Origin of the sequence: Flavobacterium sp. LM5 (assembly GCF_002017945.1) — a bacterium.
Lineage (GTDB): Bacteria > Bacteroidota > Bacteroidia > Flavobacteriales > Flavobacteriaceae > Flavobacterium > Flavobacterium succinicans.
In genome coordinates this window covers 130,423-153,090 of record NZ_MUFX01000005.1, presented here as the reverse complement: position 1 = coordinate 153,090, position 22,668 = coordinate 130,423, and the positions used below count along the sequence as shown (strand labels likewise).

Sequence of the window (22,668 nt, the reverse complement as noted above, 5' to 3'; positions counted from 1 at the left end):
AATTTTGTTTCGGCTTTTTAGAGCGAAAGACGAGGCTCGAACTCGCGACAACCAGCTTGGAAGGCTGGAGCTCTACCAACTGAGCTACTTTCGCATTAAATAATTGAGTTGTTAATTGAATAAAACTCTTAGAACTACTAGAAAAAATCTAGCTTAGAGCGAAAGACGAGGCTCGAACTCGCGACAACCAGCTTGGAAGGCTGGAGCTCTACCAACTGAGCTACTTTCGCATTAAATAATGAGTTGTTAATTGAATAAAAACTCTAAGAACGACTAGAAAAATTCTAGCTTAGAGCGAAAGACGAGGCTCGAACTCGCGACAACCAGCTTGGAAGGCTGGAGCTCTACCAACTGAGCTACTTTCGCAGTATTGAGGTGCAAATATAGGGAAACATTTCGTTTAATTGCAAATTTTCAAACCAAAAAAATGATATAAAATTCCGTTAATTTTGTAATTGTTTTAAAACTAAAAAGTTATATTTTGTATTTCTTTTGAATTAAAAGTCTTTTATTTGTCAGATATCGGAAATCGCTGTTGTTATACATGCTATACCTGATTGATTTATACCCTAATCAACATGAAACTATTTTACTTGATCCTATTTTTTTTATGTTGTACTAGCTGTAAGCACTATTTTGAAGAGCAATCGACTCCGGTGGTTACCTCAAGTTTAGCGCCTATACCTGACTTGAAAGTTGAGAAAAATGCTATACCGTTCGATAGTTCTTTGGTTATGGCTACCAAAAATCAAACCTTAATTCAGTTTTACAGTGCTGCGGGGTTTTCCACAGTTTGGCAGTCGGATAGTTTGCGTGATACTGTTCTTTCGATGATTAAAACGTCGAATGTTGATGGATTGGTACCAAATGATTATCAATGGAGTACTTTAGAATTATATGAAAAAAGACATGCTGATTTGACCGAAAAGGAATTAATTGAATATGATATTTTGATTACCTCAAATATTCAACAGTTGTTATCGGAACTAAAAAACGGTAAACTTGATCCTAAAATTGTGTATGATACTTGGGATTTAAAGAAAACTCCTTTTAATGTCAATCTGTTGTTGGCTGAGTCTTTGCAAAACAAATCTTTCAAAGATTTAGTCGAAAAATGTAGACCTACTACAGAAGTCTATCATCAGTTACTCGAAGCGTTGAAAATTATTCGTCAATATGATGATCAAGAATTTGCGCCAATAGTATATTCTAAAAGTATTCAAGTTAATGATAATGTGGTTGAAATGAAAACCATTAAAAAAATTCTCAGGTATTGGGGAGATTTGAAAACTAGGGATTCGTTGACTTCAAAATACGATGGACAGACGTTAGCGGCAATTAAGCGTTTTCAGGAACGTCATGGTTTAGTGCAAGATGGTGTAATTGGACAAGGCACTATTGAAGCATTGAATGTTTCAAAAGCGATTAGGGAAAAACAGATTATTGCTAATTTGGAAAGATGGAGATGGTTTGAAGCTTTACAGAACGAAGATGCTGTTTTTATAAATATTCCTGATTATAAATTGTGGGTGGTTGAAAATCAAGATACCACTTTGGTGCATAAAATTGTAGTTGGGACTTCAAAAAGGAAGACACCAATTTTAGATTCGTATTTAAGAACAATTGTATTGAATCCGACTTGGACGATACCTCCAACTATTTTAGTGGAAGACATTGTGCCTGCTATGTTAAAGAATAGGAATTATTTATTGAATAAAAATATCACCATATATAGTAGTACTAATGAAGTGGTTGCTCCCCATGCTTGGAATGCCACAAAACCGCATGCTTATCGCTATGTACAAGGTCCTGGACCCGATAACACTTTGGGGGAAATGAAAATACTTTTTCCAAATCGTCACAGTATTTATTTGCACGATACCAATCATCGCAATTTGTTTGGTTTGAGTAATCGTTCGCTGAGTTCGGGATGTATAAGAGTGGAAAAACCGCTGGAATTGGCTGAATATTTTTTAAATCATTCAGAACAATGGCCCAAAGAAAAAATGGATTCAGTAGTAGCAACTAGAAAAACACACTACATCAAAATCGAAAAAAAATACAACCTTCATGTTTGGTATTGGACGGCTTGGAGCCAAAAAGGGCGTCTTTTATTTAGAAAAGATATTTATGACTATGATTTAGCGTTGTATGATAGTTTACGACGTTAAGGCTTGATTGTTTTCTTCTTTTTTTCTTGACGGATGATAAATAAAGAGAAGTGATTTGTCTTTAATAGTGGTAATGATAGGCATATTGAGTTCCTTTGGTAAAGCAGGACATCCTAAACTTCTTCCCAATCGTTTGTTTTGTTTGATGAATTTATCTGAAACATAGTCAGCGCCGTGAATGACAATTGCTCTAGATCTAGCATTGCTATTGAGTCCTTCTTCTAAACCATCAAGTTTTAATGAAGCGCCATGTTTTCCTTGGTAGATTTCGCCAGTACTATAAAAACCTAGGCTGCTTTGGAAAGATGAATTTTGATTGGAGAATTTTGTTGCAAATTCATCGCCAGTATTCTTGCCATGCGCTACAAGTGAATGGTGTAAAATGGTATTGGTAGCCAAATCAATTACCCAAAGACGTTTGGTGTTCGCTGAAAGACTAAAATCAATTAGAGTAAGGATTTCTTTTTTGATTAATCCTTTTTCTTTTAAAGTGTAGTAGCCTTTTAGTCCTTCTGCAAAACTATCATAATTAGGTAATTCAAATTGGTTGGCATTTAAATTTTGATAGATCGATGCAATCATTGTGTGGGAGTCAGATCTATAGCTACTAGTTTTTTTGTTTTTATTAAGAAGAAAATTACCCTCTTTTACACTATTGGAATTAAAAGAAAAGCTATTGCCGAATAAATATAACAAGAGAAAAGCTACGTTGTAATACATTGTAAATCTTTTAGTTAGAAAGAATTGTCGTGGTCGCAAATATACTATGATTAAGCAATAAAACAATGCTAAAATGTATTTTGTCGATAAAATTTAACACTTAGTCGATGTTGTATTTGGTTTTATTTAAGATAAAAGCGTAGTTTTTAGTTGTATTTGTGTTAAAATCCATACATTTACTCCAAATCAATTCGCTTTATGAGTAAAAAATACATTTTTATTCCTTTTTTGATGCTTTTAATAAATAGCACAATTTGGTCACAAAAAAAGTCACTACACACAAGTTTTATTAAAGAAACCATTAGTGTTGATGGAAAATTCAATGAAGAGGCTTGGAGTACAGCCGAAGCAGCTACTGATTTTGTGATGTTTGAACCCGACAATGGTAAGCCAATTAGTTCAAGTAAAAAAACAGAAGTCAAAATTCTTTATGATGATAATGCGATTTATATCGCTGCAATGATGTACGATGAAGATCCTTTGAAAATTCAGCGAGAAATTACCAATAGAGATGTTTTTGGGGTGTCGGACCATTTTGGTGTTTATATTAATGGCTTCAATGATGGGCAACAAGATTTTCGATTTTTTGTAAGTGCAGCTGGTGTTCAAATGGATTGTTTGGCTACAGAAGACTTTGAAGATTTTAGTTGGGATGCCATTTGGGATAGCAAAGTGTTACAAACCAGTTTTGGTTGGACGGTTGAAATGAAGATTCCATATGCAGCCTTGCGATTTTCTGCTGCCAAAAAGCAAACTTGGGGCATTAATTTTATGAGAGAGATAAAAAGAGATGTTCAAAAATACACTTGGAATTTAGTAGATGCTAGCATTGGAGCGGTTATTCCGCAAGCTGGAGTTTTGGAAGGGATTGAAAATATTGATACGCCCACGCGATTGTTTTTGATTCCTTATTCGTCTGCTTATTATCAGCATAACGATATTGGTTCTGAAACTACTTTTAAAGCTGGTTTAGATTTGAAATATGGTATCAATGATTCTTTTACTTTAGATGCTATTTTGGTTCCTGATTTTGGTCAAACCAAGTTCGATAATGCCATTTTAATCTTGGAGCCTTTTGAACAACAATTTCAAGAAAATAGACCTTTTTTTACCGAAGGGACGGATATGTTTACCAAGGGAAACTTGTTTTATTCCCGCCGAATTGGATTGGGATCCACGACAGAAGTAACGACCAAAGACAATGAAGTCATCGATAATTATCCCAATACTGTTGATTTGATCAATGCTGTTAAAATTTCTGGACGTACTAAAAAAGGGCTCGGAGTTGGTTTTTTGAATGCCGTTACCGAAAAAACTTTCGCCACCCTAAAAGACACGATCACTCAATTTAGAAGAAAAGAAATATTGGAACCTTTGACTAATTATAACGTATTGGTTTTTGACCAGCGTTTTAATCAAAATTCATCGGTTACCTTTATTAATACCAACACAACTCGAAACGGAAGTTTTAGAGATGCCAATGTTTCGGGATTGTTGTTTGATTTGAATACTCAAGCCAATAGTTATAATCTTTATGGTGATTTTAAATACAGTACCATTAATGATATTCAGGATTATAATGGTTTTAAAACGTCTTTAAATTTTGCAAAGACGAGTGGTAAATATCGTTATTTGCTTTCTGGTAAATATATTTCTGAAAACTATGATGTAAATGATTTGGGTATTATTTTCTTTACGAATTACCACGGTTTTTTAGCGAATGGTAGTTATAGAATTCTAAATCCAACACGGTATTTTAATACATTCAAAGTAGAACAAGAAGTGAATGTCGAGGTACAAAACACTTTTGGAAAATTACAAGAAGCGTGGTACAAAGCACTCATTAAAGGAACAAATTTGAATAATGATTATTTTGAATTTGCCTTTTTTGCTAATCCATTCGTTAATTATGATTTTTATGAGCCTCGTGAACACAATAGATATGTATTTATTCCCAAAAGAATGTCTTCCTATTTTGGTGTTGAGATGAATAGGAATCATGCGTTTACTATGGATGTTACCGTTTCTGGTGCTTGGTATGATGAAGAAGGCAGGCACAATTATGGTTTTTTTGCAAGTCCAAAATACCGTTTTAATGATAAATTTTCACTTGCCTATGCTTTGGATTATTTGAATAAAAAAAATGATCGTGGTTGGGTTGAAACAACAGATGATGCTATAGTTTTTGCAGAACGAAACAGAGAGTATTTCCAGCATGATTTTACCGGAAAATATGCTTTGAACGAAAAGATGACTCTTAATTTGACGGCAAGATATTATTGGTCCTATGCCAAGAATCATGATTTTTTTAGCTTACAAAATGATGGGCGACTTGTTACAAATACTACTTATGTTGAAAATAAAGATCGAAATTTTAATTCCTGGAATTTTGATTTTTCTTACAGTTGGTGGTTTGCTCCTGGTAGCCAATTGTCCTTTTTATATCGAAACTATGCCTTAGAAAGAACAAATCTTGTAGAGCGAGATTTTCCAACAAATTTTAAAAATGTTTGGAACAACAACTTGACGTCCATTTTATCTGTAAGCGTGCGTTATTTCATAGATTATAATACGGTAAAGAATAAATTTTAATATGTTTTCTTCATTTTTTGGGTTTTAAATAATTGATTCCTGTTTTTTTAAAAGGTTTTTTGCTAGAACTGTAACATTTTTTTCTTTTTTATGTCTATTAAGGAGCTGTTTCGTTTCGGCTTTTTAATCTATTCCTATGAAATCAATTGTACTGTTTTTTGTTTTGTTTTTTTCTTTTTTTGCTCATGGTCAAAAGAAGAGCATTGCTACTAAGTTGATTACGGAACCCATTACTGTTGATGGAAAAGTAGAGGAGAAGGTATGGGAAACGGTGCAGCCGGCCACGGATTTTATTATGTTTCAGCCAGATAACGGAAAGGCAGTAGCTCCTGAAAAACGTTCTGAAGTAAAAGTTTTGTTTGATAACAATGCCATTTATATTTCGGCTAAAATGTTCGATGATCAGCCTCAAAAAATTCTAAAGGAAATTTCTAAACGAGACGATTTTGGTACGGCTGATCTTTTTGGTGTTTTTATAAATGGCTATAATGATGGTCAACAAGATTTTCAATTTTTTGTCAATGCGGCCGATGGGCAAGCGGATTGTATTACTACGGATACTAATGGTGAAGATTATTCTTGGGATGCGGTTTGGGATAGCAAAGCGATTATTACAGATTTTGGTTGGACAGTTGAAATGCGTATTCCGTATGCTGCCTTACGTTTTTCGCCTGAGAAAATTCAAACTTGGGGGATTAATTTCTTTAGAGAGATACGAAGAGATCGTCAAAAATATTCATGGAATTTTATCGATTCAAAACTGGGGACTTTTACTCAACAAAATGGCATACTGACCGGAATTGAAAATATTAAAACCCCTACACGACTTTTTTTATTACCTTATTCTTCGTTTTATTTAAATGCCAACGACCAACAAAAAACAAAAGGAACGTTGAAAGGAGGTTTGGATATCAAATACGGCATTAACGACGCATTTACACTTGATGCCATTTTAATTCCAGATTTTGGGCAAACCAAATACGATGATCAGATTTTAAATTTGGGTCCTTTTGAACAACAATTCAATGAAAATAGACCATTTTTCACCGAAGGGACTGACTTGTTTAGCAAAGGAAATTTATTATACTCCAGAAGAATTGGGGGTGCGCCAACCTTGTATCCAACCAAAGAAAAAGATGAGATTATTATCGATAACCCTGCCAGTGTAAATTTATTAAATGCTTTAAAAATATCGGGAAGAACCAAAGGAGGATTAGGAATTGGCGTGTTGAATGCAGTGACCGAAAAAACAAATGCAACCTTGCAAAACACTAAAACCGGTGCGATTCGAAGAGAATTAGTGGAGCCTTTGGCTAATTATAATGTATTGGTTTTGGATCAACGATTTCGTAAAAATTCATCAGTCACTTTTGTTAATACCAACGTAACTAGAAACGGAAGTTTTAGAGATGGAAATGTTTCGGCCCTAGTTTGGGATTTGAATACCAAAGCCAATACCTATAACTTGTCGGGTGATTTTAAATACAGTTATGTTAATGATGAAATAGTAAAAAAAGGCATAGCTACACAACTTAATTTTGCCGAAACTTCAGGGAATTATCGCTATAGTTTGGGGACAGATTTATACACCAAAGACTTTGATAATAACGATCTAGGGATTAATTTTCAAACCAATTATTATAGTTTTTACGGAAATGCGAATTATAGAATTTTAAATCCGACCAAAAACTTCAATGGATTTCGAGTGAATTATAATAATTTCCTCCAATTCAATAAAGAAACAGGGCAGGTGCAAGGCAATAACATCAATATAAACACCAATATCGAAACCAAAAAGAATAATTCATATGGTCTTGGCATTGTTTTTAATCCCTTTGAAAATTATGATTATTATGAACCTCGTCAGTCAGGTCGATATGTCATCACCCCTACGAGTTATGGCTTTTGGGCATACTATTCTCGTAATTACAACTACAAATTTGCCTTTGATATTAATCCAGAGTATTTTCGTTCAGATGAACCTGGAAGAGATTTTATCGGCGTGACTGTGAGCCCAAGATATCGTTTTAATGATAAAATGGCGGTAGTGTATGATTTTGGATTTTCAAGACGAAATAATAATAAAGGGTATATTGATAAAGTTGAGAATACGATTGACGCTTCTTTAGATAAAATGATTCTTTTTGCTAATCGAAATGTAGTTACTTATTCTCATAATATTTCTGGGAAATATTCCATAAATAGTCAGGTTAATTTTAATTTATTGGTGAGACAATATTGGTCTTATGCAGAAAACAAAAACATACTTCAACTAGCTCCCAATGGAAGATTGGTTGAATTTATGGGGTATAATCTGAATAAGAATTCAAGTTTTTATTCTTGGAATATGGACTTGTCTTGTTCTTGGTGGTTTGCACCCGGGAGTCAGGTTTCGTTTTTGTATCGCAACAGTTCGGCTAATTTTGAGGACCTTATCAATAAAAATTATAGGGATAATCTGAATACCATATTAACCAATGAAAAATTGCAACACACTTTATCCATCAGTGTACGCTATTTTATTGATTATAATGAAGCGAAGAATTTGTTTATAAAAAGTTAAAATCGAAATTTTAGGGTCTTTTTTGTAAATTTTTATCACCTACATCGATTGAAATGAAAAAGCGAATTTTAGAATCCTTTTTCGGCGCTTCAAAATTCTTTATATTTGATAAAAAAATAATTATGAACAAGAAAGTTATCCTTATGATACTTGATGGATGGGGGAAATCTCCTGATCCTAAGGTGTCTGCAATAGACAATGCCAATGTACCTTTTATCAATAGTCTTTACGAAAAATATCCTAGTGCACAACTTAGAACCGATGGTTTAAATGTTGGTTTGCCAGAAGGGCAAATGGGAAATAGTGAAGTGGGACACATGAATTTGGGTGCTGGTAGAATTGTATACCAAGATTTGGCAAAAATCAATTTGGCTGTGGCAAATCATACTTTAGCTAAAGAATCTGTTTTAGTTGATGCCTTTACTTATGCCAAAGAAAACAACAAAAAAGTACATTTCTTAGGATTAGTTTCTGATGGTGGTGTCCATTCACATACTTCACATTTAAGAGGATTAATTGAAGCGTCACAAACTTATGGTTTGCAAGATGTTTTTGTGCATGCTTTTACTGACGGACGTGATGTAGATCCAAAATCAGGAAAACAATACATTCAAGATTTACAAGAATTCATGGCGCCAACAACAGCTAAATTAGCCTCAGTTGTAGGTAGATATTATGCTATGGATCGTGATAAAAGATGGGAGCGTGTAAAGTTAGCCTATGATTTAGTGGTAAATGGAACGGGAACGGCTACTCAAAATCCAGTAGCAGCAATTGAAGAAAGCTATGCTAAAGATGTGACGGATGAATTTATAGATCCTTTGGTTGTTGTAGACGAAGCAGGTCAACCATTGGCTAAAATAGAAGAAGATGACGTAGTTATTTTCTTTAACTTCAGAACAGACAGAGGACGTGAATTGACAGAAGCTTTATCACAAAAAGATTTTCATGAGCAAAATATGCACAAATTGTCTTTGTATTATGTTACTTTGACCAATTACGATGAAACGTATGAAAACGTGAAAGTGGTGTACAACAAAGACAACATCACTGAAACTTTGGGTGAGGTTTTAGAAAAAGCCAAAAAAAAACAAATTCGTATTGCTGAAACTGAAAAATATCCACATGTTACGTTCTTTTTCTCAGGAGGAAGAGAAGTTCCTTTTGAGGGCGAAACACGTATCTTAAGAAATTCTCCAAAAGTAGCCACTTATGATTTGAAACCAGAAATGAGTGCTTATGAATTGAAAGATGCTTTGGTTCCTGAATTGAACAAAGGTGAAGTTGATTTTGTTTGTTTGAATTTTGCCAACGGCGATATGGTTGGGCATACAGGAGTAATGAGCGCAGCCATACAAGCTTGTGAGGCAGTTGATGCTTGTGTGAAAGAAGTGATTGAAGCGGCTTTAGCTAATGATTATACTACTATCGTAATTGCCGATCACGGTAACTGTGAAACGATGATCAATCCTGATGGAAGTCCAAACACGGCTCACACGACAAATCCAGTGCCGATTATTTTAGTGGATAAAGATTTGAAAAACATCAATGATGGTGTGTTAGGGGATATTGCTCCAACCATTTTAGAATTGATGGGTGTTGAGAAACCTGAAGTTATGACTAGTCATTCTTTGTTGTAAGACAATATTTTAAAATAGAAAACCCCAAAATCTAATGATTTTGGGGTTTGTTTTTTTGTGCAAGTAAAGAAAATTACAAGAACATTTTTGAAATTTTTTCTGCTTTTTTGCTTTCACTGTAATCGTAGAATCCTTCGCCCGATTTTACGCCTAACTTTCCAGCGCGCACCATATTGACCAATAGCGGGCAAGGAGCGTATTTTGGGTTTTTGAATCCTTCGTACATTACATTTAAAATGGCTAAACACACATCCAAGCCAATAAAATCAGCTAACTGTAATGGTCCCATTGGATGTCCCATACCAAGTTTCATTACCGTATCTATTTCGTAAACACCTGCTACTTTATTGTACAATGTTTCTATTGCTTCATTTAGCATAGGCATCAAAATTCGGTTCGCCACAAAACCAGGATAATCGTTTACTTCAACAGGTACTTTTCCTAGTTTTTCAGATAATTTCATGATGATATTCGTCACCTCATCAGATGTATTGTATCCTCTAATGATTTCGACTAATTTCATAATAGGCACCGGATTCATAAAATGCATACCGATAACACGCTCTGGATGACTTACCACAGCTCCAATTTGTGTGATGGAAATTGATGAGGTATTAGTCGCTAAAATGGTATTGTGGGAACAAACTTCATTTAATTGTTTGAAGATATTCAGTTTTAAATCTACGTTTTCTGTAGCGGCTTCTACTACTAAATCTACACCAACTACTCCGTCTTTGATATCCGTATACGTAATGATATTGGTAATGGTTTTGGCTTTGTCTTCTTCTGTAATGCTGCCTTTGCTTACCATTCGGTCCAAATTGGCAGCGATGGTAGCCATTCCTTTATCTAATGCTTTTTCAGAAACATCAATTAATTTTACTGTAAATCCGCTTTGTGCAAAGGTGTGGGCGATTCCGTTACCCATAGTACCTGAACCTATAACAGCTATTGTTTTCATAATATGCCCCCTGACCCCCAAAAGGGGAATTCCTATTAGGGGTAAATAGGATTTAATTATTAAATTTTTTAGTTTGTGGTTGTGTGTTATTTAGCAAAACAATCGATAATTTGATAGGCTACACTTAGGGCTTCTGTTGCTTGCTCTAAGGTAACAACAGGAGTCGTATTGTTGTTGATGGCGTCTGCGAAGGAATTTAATTCGTCTAAGATGGCGTTGTTTTGGGCGACATCAGGATTAGAAAAATAGATTTGTTTTTTTACGCCTTCTGCATTTTGTAATATCATATCGAAATCACCTGGGACTTCTGGTGCATCTTTCATTTTTACTACCTCACATCTTTTTTCTAGAAAGTCAACCGAGATATACGCGTCTTTTTGAAAGAATCTTGATTTACGCATGTTTTTCATCGAAATACGGCTGGCGGTTAGATTGGCTACGCAACCATTTTCAAATTCGATTCTTGCATTGGCAATATCGGGAGTTTCGCTAATGACAGATACACCACTTGCGCTTACGTTTTTGACTTTCGACTGTACTACACTTAAAATAGCATCAATATCGTGTATCATCAAATCCAAGACTACAGGCACATCGGTTCCGCGAGGATTGAATTCGGCCAAACGGTGGGCTTCAATAAACATGGGGTTTTCAATCATGTTTTTAGTTGCGATAAATGCTGGATTGAAGCGTTCTACATGCCCCACTTGACCTTTTACATTATACTCTTTGGCTAAGGCGATAATCTCTAGAGCTTCTTCAACTGTATTTGAAATGGGTTTTTCTATAAAAACGTGTTTGCCTGACTTAATGGCTACTTTGGCGCATTTAAAGTGAGACAAGGTAGGGGTTACAATATCGACCACATCTACAGCATGAATTAGAGAGGCTATAGTTTTGAATTGTTTGTAACCAAATTCTTTTTCTATCTTTTGGCCATTTTCAAGGTTTTCATCATAAAAACCTACTAATTCATATTTTTCTGACTGTTGCAGTAAACGCAAATGTATCTTTCCTAAGTGACCAGCACCTAATACTCCAATTTTTAGCATAAGAATGTTCTTTTTACAAAAATAGCAATTTAATGAGAATTACCAATGGTAATCTATCTAAATCCTACTGATAAAAGTTGGTTAATTGTACTTTTAATTGGTTTTATTTTCCATTTGGAATTTGAATTTTTAGTTTATTTTTGCCAAAATAATTATAAACAACATTGAAAGACACTGCTAAACATCAAGGACTTAGAAATCAATTGGTTACTCTTTTAAAAGAAAAAGGAATTACGGATATGGCTGTATTAGAGGCTATCGGAAAAATACCAAGACACCTTTTTTTAGATTCTAGTTTTGAGGCGTATGCTTATCAAGATAAGGCATTTCCAATTGGTGCTGATCAAACCATTTCTCAGCCCTACACGGTTGCTTTTCAGTCTCAATTATTGGAAGTAAAAAAAGAAGATAAAGTACTTGAAATAGGAACAGGTTCTGGGTATCAAACGGCAGTATTATGTGCTTTAGGAGCTAAAGTGTATAGCGTAGAACGCCAAAGTGAATTGTTTAAAAAAACGTCTGTTTTGTTCCGAAAATTAGGAATCAGACCTAAGCATGTGTCTTTTGGTGATGGTTACAAGGGGTTGCCATTACACGCACCATTTGATAGTATTATTGTTACAGCAGGAGCACCATTTATTCCTAAGCCTTTGATGGCTCAACTAAAAATAGGAGGAAGGTTAGTTATTCCTTTGGGAGAAGAAGTTCAAATTATGACTTTGCTCATTAGGAAAAATGCTACGCAATTTGAAAAACATGAGTTTGGAGAATTTCGTTTTGTTCCTTTGCTAGAAGATAAAAATTAGATAAAAAAAGCGGTTAGATTTTTCACTAACCGTTTTTTTTTATTTTTTAATGACCGTTTTGTCTTTGATCATTTGACCATAAAGTGTTTTCATTATTTCGTCTACTTTAAGCCCTAAGTCTGATGCGTTAGAAGATTTTGTAGTTCCTGTCCAAATTAATTTGTTTTGATTTAAGGAAAAGATATTGGTTTCTACCATATAATAGGTGTTTTCTTGGTAGTATCCAGGAGTATAAAAATTAGGCGAATACATTCCGTACCAATTGCCAAAACCATAGCCGTAGATACCAGAATACATGCCATTAAAGCCACCATAAAAAAGAGAAGTGTTAGTACCTGGAACATAATTGGTCTCTTTTTCTTTGCTCACCAAGCGCATGGTAAGTACCCCATCAAAATTCTCATCTTTAAGGATTTTGAGTTTTTGTTCTTTGCTTAATTCTAAATTTGTTCCATTCAAATATTGAAAAGAAGTTACAAAAATGGGATTAGAGGAAGCAATTCTATTTTCTGTAGTTCTTCGGGTAGCTTCGTCTTTGACTAAAGCGACTACTAGTATTTTTTTGAATTGTTGTTGTTCAATTGTTGTTGTCGGATCACTCCAACTGTTAACAATAACGGTGTTGCTTCCACAACTAAAAAGGGTTAATGCGAGTAGGGATAATAATAGTTTTTTCAAAATCATTTTTTTAAGATTAGTAAAGTAAAAATAATGATTTTACTTTATAAAAATTACAAAAGAATAGTGAAATTAAAAAGCCTTCTTAATACGGTCTAAATCACGTTTGGTGTCTTGTTCTTTGAGTGATTCCCTTTTGTCGTATGTTTTCTTACCTCTGCAAAGGCCAATTTGTAGTTTTGCCATTCCTTTTTCATTGGTGAACATTTTTAAGGGTACAATAGTTAAACCTTTGGCTTGTACACTTCTTGCTAACGATTTTAATTCTCGTTTATTCAGTAATAATTTGCGTTCACTTCTGGCTTTGTGATTGAATTGGTTTCCAAAGGCATATTCTTCAATATAGGTATTGATAGCGAATAGTTCATTGTTGCTAAATTCACAAAAGCTTTCAGTAATATTGGCTTTACCCAAACGAATGGATTTTATTTCGGTTCCGGCCAAAACAATACCAGCCGTAAATGTTTCGATTATTTCATAATCAAAACGCGCTCTTTTATTTAGTATGTTGACTGTTTTTTGCATAGGTCAGCAAATTTAGGTACAAATTAATGAAAGCACAATTCTTTTTACAAAAATGCTATACATTTGCCTTATGGAAAATAAAAAATCAAACGATCCATTACACGGTATCACCCTTCAAAAGATGGTAGAGCAATTGGTCGGTTTATACGGATTTGATACTTTGAGCGAATTGATAAAAATAAAGTGCTTTACAAATAATCCAAGTATCAAGTCCAGCTTAACCTTTTTACGAAAAACAGATTGGGCTCGCAAACAAGTAGAAGAGTTGTATATACGATCGCTCTCTAAGTTTTAATTTAATTTATAAGAGAGCATTAGTCCACCACGATACGGCAACCACTCGCCACTTTTGTTCCAATCTTTAGCCTTTTCATAGCGTCCGGGTGTGCCATCATTGTAATATCCTTTATAAAAACCTTGATGCCAACCACCGCCAACAAATGCATCTAAGACAATCTTGTCAGAGATTTTAAAGTTATATCCAATGGTAGCTCCTAATCGATAGCCAAATCCTTCTTCGTATTTATTAGTGTTCCAATAATTCCATTTCTGAATTTTATAAATATCAGGTCCTGCGTGTCCACCAAAATACCAGCCGTTATATTTTTCTTTAAAGTGATAACGAACCTCTGGAGTAAAAGTGTAAAATTGCATAGGATGATGACCATCAAAAGATTTCCAGAATGAAGCCATTACATCAAAATTAAATGTCAATTTTTTTCCAATGCTTGTTTCAATCCCAATATTTGGAACGCCAACTAAAGCTGTTGCACCATTAAATTTGACGTATGTTTGGCCAAAACTTGTTGTGACTACTAATAATAAAAGAAATGCAATTGTTTTTTTCATGTTTGTTTAATTTACGGTAAAGGTAAATCTATTTTTGGGAAAAATCTGAGCCGAATATGGATTAATGATAACCAAGCATTGGTTTTTTAAATATAAAAAAAGCAACACTTGGTATTTCAATTGGTTAAAACGTATACTTTCCTCCCAAATAAAAATTTCGTCCTCCAGCATTTATTCCAGAAGCAAAAGTTCTGTATTGTGTGTCCAATAAGTTTTCTATACCAGAAATGAGGGTAAGATTATTTATTAATTTATACGCTCCTTTCAAATTATAGGTTTCCCAAGCAGGCATTCCGTTGGCTGGCGCATATTGTAAATTATCTTCTCCACTTGGAGAATACTCTTTTAGTCTTTTTTTGCCATTGTATAAAACATAAGTATCCACCATCCACTTATCGGCTTCATAACTCAAGCCTACTTTTCCATAGGTTGGAGCTATATGGTCTAACGGAAAGCGGCCTGAATTGTTTTCAACTCTTCCGTTGGTGTAATTGAAGTTACCATACAAAAGCAATTTTGGAAACAAATACCATTTTAGAGAAGTGGAAAGCCCTACAATTTCCCCTTTTCCTTGATTTTGATTCGCGTAGATTTGACTTAATTGTCCTTCATATACCAAGCTATTTTGCCCGTTAAGTGTGTATGGCGAAGTTACAATGGCGTCATACAATCGGGTATAAAAGAAGGTGTTTTCTAGTTGAAAGCGTTTACCTTCCCAAAAGGTGATTCCCATATCAGCAGTTACAGATTGTTCTGGTTTTATGTTTTGATTGGGAACAATAACTCTTCCAGGAACGGATTCGAAAATTTTAGCCAAATCATCGATATTCGGTACTCGAAAAGCTGAGGCTAAATTGAATGCTAATTTCACATTCTTACTAGGGTTATGAACAATTCCAACGGCACCACTGTAAGTGAAATTTTCTTGTTTAACAGTGGTGTAAGGAAGTTTGAAAAAATTAGTATCAGTTTCACTATTCAATTGAGTAAAGCCACCTCTAAAACTAGTATTGAATGTTGTCAAATTAGTAATGTCATTATTGAAATAAGCAAATGCTTCGGCTCTAAGTGTATTGTTTTTTTTATCAGGATAACGGGAATCTGTAATGGATTCGGCACCAGTTAAGATGTTTTTTCGAATTCCTTTTGATTGTAAATCATCATAGTAAAAGTCGGCGCCGTATACCAAATCACCATTACCAATTTTGGTTTTAAAATCAGAAGTCAAAGCATACACGTTTACTTTTTCAATTCTAGAAGTTTGATTGGCACTACCAAAACTTCTGGTAATCCTGCTTTCTTCTACTTTTTGATAACTAGCGTTCAAATTCAAGGTTGTGGAGCCAAAAATATCTTTTTTAACGAGTTTATAGGCTGATAAAAATCTGTCTTGTGGACCGTAATTCCAAACGGCCGACCTTAATTTACCTGCTGCATTAGTGTCCGTCAAACGGTCGTATCTTGGAATATCAGAAGTAGTGGAATATTGAACATTCAATTGATGTTTAGTGGATTCGTTTGGCTTAAAAACCACTTTTTGCATAAAATCATATTGCGTATAGCCAGAGAATTTCTGAATGTATTTATTTGTGTTAGCCACTTGAGTGTCTACTTCGTTATTGGTTACTACATAAAAGGGGCGTTCTCCAAAGAAAGCATTGTTACCATTTTTGTTTTTTCCCATTCTTAAATCTCCAAATTCATTATAAGAAAAAGAGGTTAGGCTCGCCCATCGATTGCCAGCATAATTAAAATCAAAATGACCTGATTTGCCTTCGTTTACAGTGCTATAAGAAGACAATACGTTTCCAGAAAACTTTTTATTGTCATTTTCGTCAAGTAAACGGGGGTTTTTGGTTTGAAGAAAAATAGCTCCACCCATTGCATCACTTCCATAGACGGTAGAAGAAGGACCAAAGAGCACATCAATGTTATCGAGCATATTTTTATCAACGGTGATAATATTTTGCAAATGACCAGCTCGATAAATAAGGTTGTTCATTCGGATTCCGTCTACAAGTAATAGAATTCTACTGGATTCAAATCCTCTAATAATTGGACTTCCGCCACCTTGTTGTGATTTTTGAACCGCCAATGTTCCAGAATTCGCAAGTGCATCAGCGCTGGTTTGAAAATTTTGAAATTCGATTTGTTTTTTGGACAGCGTTTCTATTTGCTGTGTCATTTTAATTTTAGGTTGTGCAAAACGTCTAGCACTAACCACTAGTTCGTTTAATTCAACGGCATTCACGCTATCTTTTGTTGCTTGTGAAAAGCCCATAAAAGAGCATAGACAAAACAAGGTGATAATAACTTGTTTCATTTTTTACTTGTTCAATATACTATATACCACCGCATCAATGAATTTACCGCCAAAGTATTCATTTTCTTTAAAATGGGCTTCTTTGACGAAACCACATTTTTGTAAAACTTTTTCAGATGCTCCATTTTCAGGGTCAATAACCCCTTCAATAGAATGTAATTTCATTCTAGTGAAGCCATAATCTACTACACATTGAACTGCTTCTGTAGTAATTCCTTTTCCGTGATATTCAGGTAAAATCATATACCCAACTTCGGCTCTATAATGTTCAGGTTTGATGCGATAATGTCCAATGAGTCCGATCATAGTGTTATTTCCTTTTAAGGTAATTGCCCAATTGATGCCTTCGTTGGTTTCAATTTTATCATCAATCATTTTAAAGTGTGCCAAAGCCTCTTCTTCATTGGTTACTAATGGTCTCGGGATGTATTTCATAGTTTCTGGATTCGAACGCAAGGCAAATATCTCATTGATATCATCGGTAGAAACCCTTCTTAAGATGAGTCTTTCGGTTTCTAAATTCGGAAAAGGAGAGAAGTTGATGGTTAGCATTTTTCTAAATTTAAAGAAGCGTTATTGTATAATTGGATTGAAAAAAAGAATTTGGCTCGACCAATTGAATCCCTTCTTTTTCAATAATTTTTCCTGAATTATTTGGTGTATCTGAATAACCAAACCAAGGTTCAATACAAATAAAAGGAGCATTTACTGGTGTCCAAACGCCAAGGTCTGGAAAATCGGCATAGTCTACTTTGAGTATGGGTTGGTTTTCTTCTAAAATTGTTACAGATTTTGAAGGTATATTTTTGAACACTAAAGCATCATTTTCAAATAACGGATACTCCAAATTCAATTGTTGATTTGGGATTTCGATGGTTTTCGTTTGATTCGAAATTAATCCCTCCTCCAGTAAATGATAGGTTAGTGAATTTGAAGCATCAAATTGTAAACTATATTTTTCAAAAGCTTTGGGTAAAGCAAAGGCAGGATGTCCTCCTATAGAAAACGGAAGCACAGTATTCGAAGTGTTGATGACTTTGTATCCTAAATGCAATGAACTACCAATTAGGGTGTAACTCAATTGAAGTTCAAACGAGAAAGGATATTTTTTTAGCGTTTCTTCATTGGATTGTAATGAAAAGATAACACTGTCTTCTTTTTTGTCAATTACTTCAAAAGTTAATTCGCGAGCAAAGCCGTGGCGTGGTAATGAATAGGAGTCGCCATTATATTCAAAAGTATTGTTTTTTAAAGAACCAACAATAGGAAACAAAATTGGAGCATGTTTTCCCCAATGGTTTGGATCACCTTCCCAAATGAATTCTTTGTTGTTTGTATCTTTTAAAGAAAATAATTCGGCACCCAATGTTTTGAATTGAGCAGTAATTTTTGCATTGCTTATAGAAATGGTAGTCACGATGTTTATTTTTAATAATGAGGTGTAAATATATTGATATTACAATACATGTAGAAATAGATGGCTAGAAACCTTAAGAATTATCTTAATTTATATGTTTTTAGTAGTGAAAACTATTATTTTTTTATTTAATTTGTGTTCATACTAATAAAAACATGCAAATTATGAAAGCAAATTGGATTTCATGCTTGGGGCTCTTTTTCGGGGTTTTATCCGTTTTTGGGCAGCAACCTACATCATCTGAAAGCAGAAGCACCGTATCAAAATACGATTATCATGATACGTTTGGTCCTAATTTTTATACCAAAATCGGAACGCCTACCCGCTCAGCTAGTGGTCAGCCAGGCCCTGAGTATTGGCAAAATCGGGCGGATTATCAGTTGAAGGTAAAATTGAATGACGCTACCAATGAAGTGGTGGGGACGGATGAAATTACATACACTAATAACAGTCCCGATAAGTTAGAGTTTTTATGGTTGAACTTAGAACAAAATTTATTCAAACAAGATTCTAGAGGTGCCGCGCTTGTTCCGTTAACAGGAAGTAGAAATGGAGGCCAAGGACAAGTTTTTGATGGAGGTTTTAAAATCAAATCCGTTAAAGCTATTTCAGGAAAAGCCAAAACAGCAACCGACGTAAAATTTGTGGTTACTGATACTCGAATGCAAGTTTTTCTGCCGGAAGCTCTTACAGCTAAAGGCGGAAGTGTCAAATTAGTTGTTGAATTTTCTTTTATAGCTCCCAATGAAGGTTCGGATAGAATGGGCGTTTTGGGAACCAAAAATGGAAAAATTTTCACCATGGCGCAGTGGTATCCAAGAATGTGCGTGTATGATGATGTGAGAGGGTGGAATGTTCATCCTTACCTTGGAGCTTCAGAATTTTACTTGGAGTATGGTAATTTTGATGTTAAAATTACTGCACCCGCGAATCATTTTGTAGTATGTTCAGGGGAGTTATTGAACCCAGCAGAAGTGTATACTGCAGAGCAATTCAAACAATATAAAACAGCGTTAACCAGTGATAAAACCATAGTCATTCGTTCCGAAGCCGAGGTGAATGCAACCGCAAAAAGCACAACAACTGCTACGAAAACGTGGCATTATCAAATTAAAAATTCCCGCGATGTTTCTTGGGCTTCGTCAGCTGCATTTATTTTAGATGGCGCAAAAATCAATTTACCGAGTGGAAAAAAAGCCTTGGCATTATCTGCTTATCCAGTAGAATCTGCTGGAAATGCAGCTTGGGGACGCTCAACAGAGTATGTAAAAGGTTCGATAGAGCATTACTCTAAAAAATGGTTAGAATATCCTTATCCAGTTGCTACAAATGTAGCGGGTAACGAAGGCGGAATGGAATATCCAGGGATTGTTTTTTGTAGTTGGGAATCCAAAGGTAAAGATTTATGGGGCGTTACAGACCATGAGTTTGGACACATTTGGTTTCCAATGATTGTTGGTTCTAACGAACGTTTGTTTGCTTGGATGGACGAAGGGTTTAACACTTTTATCAATTCATTAAGTGGAGCTGAATTTAATAAAGGTGAATTCAAGGACAGACCAAATGATTTGCATGCTATAAGTGAAATGTTGACCAGTCCGAAATTAGAACCAGTTATGAGTTCTCCGGATAATATGAAAGAAAAGAACATTGGTATCCTTTGTTATTTTAAACCCAGTGAAGGTTTAGTGATTTTGAGAGAACAAGTATTGGGACCCGAACGTTTTGATACCGCTTTTAAAAAGTATATCGAAAGATGGGCTTTTAAACATCCTACACCAGATGATTTTTTTAGAACAATGGAGAATGTTTCTGGCGAAGATTTGAATTGGTTTTGGAGAGCATGGTTTCAAAACAATTGGCGTTTGGATCAAAGTGTGAATAGCGTAAAATACGTGAAAAATGAGCCTAAGAACGGAGCAATCATTACGATCGAAAACCTTGAGAAAATGGCGATGCCTATAGTAATTGATGTAAAAACAAAAAGTGGTAAAGTGACACGAGTGAAATTGCCAGTCGAAATTTGGCAGCGCAATAAAGAATGGTCATTTCAGCACAATTCAACTGAGGAAATTGAAAGTGTTGTGATAGATCCAGATCACGTTTTTCCTGATTCTAATACTGCTAATAATATTTGGAATGCAAGTTCAGGTACAATTGAAAAAGATGTGATTTTGGATGGTTATTTGGGTAAATTCTCTACTAAAGCAGCTCCTTTAAAAATTGAGTTTACACAAAAAAACAGTGTCCTATTTGCTGAAATTACCGATTATCCAAAATTTGGTTTATCTCAGATAGGAAAAGATACATTTGAGTCTGAAGAAGAGGGTGTTACGTTTCAATTTAATGAAGCTAAAACGGAAGTGGATATGATCATCAGTCCAACAGAAAAAATTGCTTTTACAAGAGAGTAAAAGGCTTTGATATTACAAAAAAAGACTTGTAGTATGTGGTGTACTGCAAGTCTTTTTTTGTATTAAAAAAAAATATTAAACATAAACCCAGCAAGCATCATTCCAATACCGATGGTGCAATAAAAGGTAATGATCAACTTTTTTTTCATTACTTTTTTAAGCAGTAAGGCTTCGGGTATGGATAAACCAATGGCTCCCATCATAAATGCAATTCCAGTTCCCAATGGTACTCCTTTACTAACCAACGATTCTAAAACAGGCAAAACTCCTACGGCATCAATATAAAGTGGAATACCCGCCAAAACCGCAATAGGTACTGCAAAAACATTGGATTTTGATAAATAACTTTCAAAGAAGGATTGCGGAACATATCCGTGAATAAAAGAACCAATAGCGATGCCGATAAATACATATACCACTAGTTTTTTCAAGGTTTGAATGGCTTCTGTGTTAATTTCAGGAAGACGTTGAAGAAGCGTTCTATTGTTTTCTTCTTGTGATAGCTGAAAGGAGTTGGGGGTTTTTAACCAATCGGCTACATGTTTAGCCATTCCTAATTTTTCTAATACGATACCTCCAACAACACCTAAAACGATTCCGGTTATAATGTATATCACGGCCACTTTCCAACCATAGGTTACCCAAAATAGTGCAATTGCAATTTCATTCACTAATGGAGATGTGATCAAAAATGAAAGTGTTATTCCAAAAGGTATTCTTGCTTTAAGCATTCCAACAAAAAGCGGTATAGAAGAACAAGAACAAAATGGAGTAATGGCCCCCAAAGTAGATGCTGCTAGATTCCCAATCCCCGTTTTTTTATTTTTTTCTAAATAAATCCGAATACTATCTAATGGCAAATAATTGGTTACAATGCCCATAAGATAGGTAACCAGAAGCACCAAAATTGAAATTTCGCTAAAAGTGATAATGAAATAATGTAAAGCAGCACCAAATTTATCGGTACCGCTAAGTCCCAAGCAATTATAAACCAAAAAATCGGCCAAATAGGTGAGGAGTTGTGATAAGGTTTCCATTTTACAAGGTATTATAGAATGGATATTAGTAACTCTTCACTATTTATTTTTTTGTAATCATAAACTTTTCCTTTGATAACTAAAGAAGGAAAAGTCATTGTTCCAAAAGCCATAGTTTCTTGTAAATTGGATAACTCGGTGATCGAAATATCAAGATTGTTTTTTTCTGCAATTGCTGTTAATTGTTCTTTAATTGGTGATTTAGCACCACAGCATGACGAATGTAAAATTTTGATTTCAGTACTCATAGTATTGTTTTTTAAGATTAAACTCTACTATGTAGTCTTTGAAATAAAGTAAAAGACACATTTTTTTTGAAAAAAAAATTATTTTTTTACTTCAGCTTTAAAATCATTCAAGTGATTTTGAACGGTAGCGCAGTTTTTTTTAACAGTACAAGTGACAAAGTTGCCATTCGCATCATATACAATATCACAACTTTCAACAAAGAGTTCTCGCAATTGGATTCTTGCCCTTTGAATTCTCATTTTTGCCGCTGAAAGAGTTATATTCAGTTTTTTGGCGATTTCGATTTGAGGGATTTTGTCAATATCACTCCAATACAAAGGTTCAGCATATTTTTTAGGAAGTAATTGAATCATCGGTATAATGTAATCATATACCGATAATTCAAATGCTTGTGCGTTTTTGTCCAGAAGGATTTCATCAATCTCGATACTGTCGATGCTATTCTTGTTGAAATAATCGTGAATCGTATTTCTTGCTACTTGAAACAACCAAGCCTTTACATTGGCAATGGCTCTATTTTTTTGATGTGATTCAATGAGTTGTAGCATCACTTCTTGAACGATGTCTTCAGCCACCGTTGGATTTTGTACTTTCTTAAGAATATAATTTTTTAGAAAAGAATAAAATTCATCTACTACTTCATTGATATTGCAGCATTCGTTTTTCATCTT

At 34.6% G+C, this 22,668-nt stretch carries 19 protein-coding genes and 3 tRNA genes; 7 read left to right on the top strand and 15 right to left on the bottom strand.

All coding sequences use genetic code 11. The features are described from left to right. Positions 1-21: 21 nt before the first annotated feature. The 3 genes from BXU11_RS14525 to BXU11_RS14515 all read right to left on the bottom strand — a co-directional run bounded on the left by BXU11_RS14525 (position 22) and on the right by BXU11_RS14515 (position 366). Positions 22-94: transfer RNA gene (locus tag BXU11_RS14525), tRNA-Gly, on the bottom strand. A gap of 63 nt (positions 95-157) precedes the next feature. Next, positions 158-230 (bottom strand) — tRNA-Gly (locus BXU11_RS14520). Positions 231-293: 63 nt separating this feature from the next. After that, positions 294-366: transfer RNA gene (locus tag BXU11_RS14515), tRNA-Gly, on the bottom strand. Positions 367-578: 212 nt separating this feature from the next. Between BXU11_RS14515 and BXU11_RS14510 the strand changes: the two genes are divergently transcribed. Beyond that, positions 579-2,171 carry a murein L,D-transpeptidase gene (locus tag BXU11_RS14510; RefSeq protein ID WP_078213065.1) on the top strand — a complete coding sequence of 531 codons (1,593 nt, stop codon included), beginning with the start codon at positions 579-581 and terminating at the stop codon, positions 2,169-2,171. Here BXU11_RS14510 and BXU11_RS14505 read toward each other — a convergent pair. Next, positions 2,160-2,891, bottom strand: a complete 732-nt coding sequence (locus tag BXU11_RS14505; RefSeq protein ID WP_078213064.1) for a murein L,D-transpeptidase catalytic domain family protein — start codon at positions 2,889-2,891, stop codon at positions 2,160-2,162. The two genes, BXU11_RS14510 and BXU11_RS14505, sit on opposite strands and share 12 nt — an antisense overlap. Positions 2,892-3,089: 198 nt before the next feature. Between BXU11_RS14505 and BXU11_RS14500 the strand changes: the two genes are divergently transcribed. The 3 genes from BXU11_RS14500 to gpmI all read left to right on the top strand — a co-directional run bounded on the left by BXU11_RS14500 (position 3,090) and on the right by gpmI (position 9,686). Beyond that, positions 3,090-5,483, top strand: coding sequence for a DUF5916 domain-containing protein (locus tag BXU11_RS14500; protein WP_078213063.1), 2,394 nt, complete (start codon positions 3,090-3,092; stop codon positions 5,481-5,483). 136 nt (positions 5,484-5,619) lie between these two features. Further along, on the top strand, positions 5,620-8,046 hold the full coding sequence (locus BXU11_RS14495) for a DUF5916 domain-containing protein (RefSeq protein WP_078213062.1): 2,427 nt from the start codon (positions 5,620-5,622) through the stop codon (positions 8,044-8,046). Positions 8,047-8,168: 122 nt separating this feature from the next. Continuing rightward, positions 8,169-9,686, top strand: a complete 1,518-nt coding sequence (gene gpmI / locus BXU11_RS14490; RefSeq protein WP_078213163.1) for a 2,3-bisphosphoglycerate-independent phosphoglycerate mutase — start codon at positions 8,169-8,171, stop codon at positions 9,684-9,686. Positions 9,687-9,759: 73 nt separating this feature from the next. On the opposite strand, the gene BXU11_RS14485 is transcribed toward gpmI, so the two are convergent. Beyond that, positions 9,760-10,647 (bottom strand): 3-hydroxyacyl-CoA dehydrogenase family protein, encoded by an 888-nt coding sequence (locus BXU11_RS14485; RefSeq protein ID WP_078213061.1) that lies wholly within the window; start codon positions 10,645-10,647, stop codon positions 9,760-9,762. An 86-nt stretch (positions 10,648-10,733) separates the two neighbouring features. Further along, entirely contained in the window at positions 10,734-11,699 is a 966-nt protein-coding gene (locus BXU11_RS14480) for a Gfo/Idh/MocA family protein (RefSeq protein ID WP_078213060.1), read from the bottom strand. Between the two features lie 164 nt (positions 11,700-11,863). Here BXU11_RS14480 and BXU11_RS14475 point away from each other — a divergent pair, with 164 nt between their 5' ends. Then, positions 11,864-12,505, top strand: a complete 642-nt coding sequence (locus BXU11_RS14475) for a protein-L-isoaspartate(D-aspartate) O-methyltransferase (RefSeq protein ID WP_024980798.1) — start codon at positions 11,864-11,866, stop codon at positions 12,503-12,505. A gap of 39 nt (positions 12,506-12,544) precedes the next feature. Here the strand turns inward: BXU11_RS14475 and BXU11_RS14470 are convergent, their stop codons facing one another. Both BXU11_RS14470 and smpB read right to left on the bottom strand, forming a co-directional pair. Further along, entirely contained in the window at positions 12,545-13,189 is a 645-nt protein-coding gene (locus BXU11_RS14470; RefSeq protein WP_223253741.1) for a hypothetical protein, read from the bottom strand. A 66-nt stretch (positions 13,190-13,255) separates the two neighbouring features. Continuing rightward, positions 13,256-13,708 (bottom strand): SsrA-binding protein SmpB, encoded by a 453-nt coding sequence (gene smpB, locus BXU11_RS14465; RefSeq protein ID WP_078213059.1) that lies wholly within the window; start codon positions 13,706-13,708, stop codon positions 13,256-13,258. Positions 13,709-13,778: 70 nt separating this feature from the next. Here smpB and BXU11_RS14460 point away from each other — a divergent pair, with 70 nt between their 5' ends. Continuing rightward, positions 13,779-14,003, top strand: coding sequence for a VF530 family DNA-binding protein (locus tag BXU11_RS14460; protein WP_024980795.1), 225 nt, complete (start codon positions 13,779-13,781; stop codon positions 14,001-14,003). Here BXU11_RS14460 and BXU11_RS14455 read toward each other — a convergent pair. The 4 genes from BXU11_RS14455 to BXU11_RS14440 form a co-directional block, all read right to left on the bottom strand. Then, positions 14,000-14,557, bottom strand: a complete 558-nt coding sequence (locus tag BXU11_RS14455) for a DUF3575 domain-containing protein (RefSeq protein WP_024980794.1) — start codon at positions 14,555-14,557, stop codon at positions 14,000-14,002. The two genes, BXU11_RS14460 and BXU11_RS14455, sit on opposite strands and share 4 nt — an antisense overlap. A gap of 124 nt (positions 14,558-14,681) precedes the next feature. Next, positions 14,682-16,880: a TonB-dependent siderophore receptor gene (locus tag BXU11_RS14450; protein ID WP_078213058.1), complete on the bottom strand. Its 2,199-nt coding sequence runs from the start codon at positions 16,878-16,880 to the stop codon at positions 14,682-14,684. A 3-nt stretch (positions 16,881-16,883) separates the two neighbouring features. Continuing rightward, positions 16,884-17,432 (bottom strand): GNAT family N-acetyltransferase, encoded by a 549-nt coding sequence (locus tag BXU11_RS14445; RefSeq protein ID WP_078213057.1) that lies wholly within the window; start codon positions 17,430-17,432, stop codon positions 16,884-16,886. Between the two features lie 10 nt (positions 17,433-17,442). Then, positions 17,443-18,297 (bottom strand): aldose 1-epimerase family protein, encoded by an 855-nt coding sequence (locus BXU11_RS14440; RefSeq protein ID WP_078213056.1) that lies wholly within the window; start codon positions 18,295-18,297, stop codon positions 17,443-17,445. 155 nt (positions 18,298-18,452) lie between these two features. Here BXU11_RS14440 and BXU11_RS14435 point away from each other — a divergent pair, with 155 nt between their 5' ends. After that, a complete protein-coding gene (locus tag BXU11_RS14435; protein WP_078213055.1) occupies positions 18,453-20,711 on the top strand; it encodes a M1 family metallopeptidase in 2,259 nt (752 codons plus the stop codon). A gap of 62 nt (positions 20,712-20,773) precedes the next feature. On the opposite strand, the gene BXU11_RS14430 is transcribed toward BXU11_RS14435, so the two are convergent. The 3 genes from BXU11_RS14430 to BXU11_RS14420 all read right to left on the bottom strand — a co-directional run bounded on the left by BXU11_RS14430 (position 20,774) and on the right by BXU11_RS14420 (position 22,665). Then, complete coding sequence (locus BXU11_RS14430) at positions 20,774-21,748, bottom strand: permease (protein WP_078213054.1); 975 nt, start codon at positions 21,746-21,748, stop codon at positions 20,774-20,776. An 11-nt stretch (positions 21,749-21,759) separates the two neighbouring features. Beyond that, positions 21,760-21,996: a thioredoxin family protein gene (locus tag BXU11_RS14425; RefSeq protein ID WP_078213053.1), complete on the bottom strand. Its 237-nt coding sequence runs from the start codon at positions 21,994-21,996 to the stop codon at positions 21,760-21,762. 78 nt (positions 21,997-22,074) lie between these two features. After that, on the bottom strand, positions 22,075-22,665 hold the full coding sequence (locus BXU11_RS14420) for a sigma-70 family RNA polymerase sigma factor (RefSeq protein ID WP_078213052.1): 591 nt from the start codon (positions 22,663-22,665) through the stop codon (positions 22,075-22,077). Positions 22,666-22,668 lie beyond the last annotated feature (3 nt).